The sequence below is a fragment of the Arthrobacter sp. JCM 19049 genome, assembly GCF_001310435.1.
In genome coordinates this window covers 1-1,001 of record NZ_BAXF01000659.1, presented here as the reverse complement: position 1 = coordinate 1,001, position 1,001 = coordinate 1, and the positions used below count along the sequence as shown (strand labels likewise).

Sequence of the window (1,001 nt, the reverse complement as noted above, 5' to 3'; positions counted from 1 at the left end):
CCGTGGGTCCGGCGGCAGCCCGTAGACCTCGGGCTCATCCAGCAGCAGGAACACCGAACCGGTGCCGCCCACCCCGTCCTGGCTGTTCGCCCCGTACAGCCGAGCCTCGGTCAGCCCCTGTGCGTGCAGTTCGGCGACCCGGGTGCGGGCGGTGTTCACCATGTCCTCACGGGTGCCGTACTTGATGGAGGTGGTCGGGCAGGCCTGGGCGCAGGCCGGGGTCTGCCCGTCAATGATCCGGTCATAGCACAGCGTGCACTTTTGGGCCACGCCCACGTTCTGGGTGCCGGCCTGTTCCCCGGGGGTGAAGTCCCGTTCGCTCTTGGTGCCCACCACCCCGTCGCTGCGCCGCTCGATCACCCCGAACGGGCAGCCGGCCACACAGGTGCCGCACCCGTTGCAGATGTCATCCTGCACCACCACGGTGCCGTGTTCGGTGCGGAACAGCGCCCCGGTGGGGCACACGTCCAGGCATCCGGCGTTCGTGCAGTGCTTGCACACGTCCGAGGACATCAGCCAGCGGAAGTCCGGGGTGTCCGGTGGGGTGGTGTCCACCCCCTGCAGGTTCTGCCCGTTACCGCCGGGCGGGCCGATTCCCGGCATGCCCAGGCTGACCAACGCCCGCCCGGACCCGCGGGCAGCTTCAATGTGTTCGCGGTTCTGCTCGACGAACGCCACGTGCCGCCAGGTGTCCGCGCCCAGTTCCCCGGTGTTGTCATAGGAGGATTCCAGCAGCTCGTACTGCGAATCGGCCGGATTGCGGTTCCACTCCTTGCACGCCACCTCGCAGGCCTTGCAGCCGATGCAGATCGAGGTGTCGGTGAAGAACCCCTTGCGCGGGTAACCGCTGTGCCGGGTGTGCTGCGGTGATTCGGTCAGGTGGTTCACATTAGCCTTCCCTCGTCGTGTCGTTGCCGTGCTCGGCCCGGTCTTTGGCGCCTGCTCGGGCGGCGCACCGGTGACCTTCTCGCTGCCGGTCTGTGCCGTGGCCCCGGCGCGCT

General features: G+C 68.6%; 1 protein-coding gene. It reads right to left on the bottom strand.

The genetic code is table 11. The features are described from left to right. Positions 1-888, bottom strand: an 888-nt coding sequence (locus JCM19049_RS15315) for a 4Fe-4S dicluster domain-containing protein (RefSeq protein WP_054821994.1), incomplete at its 3' end; no start/stop codon positions are given. Positions 889-1,001 lie beyond the last annotated feature (113 nt).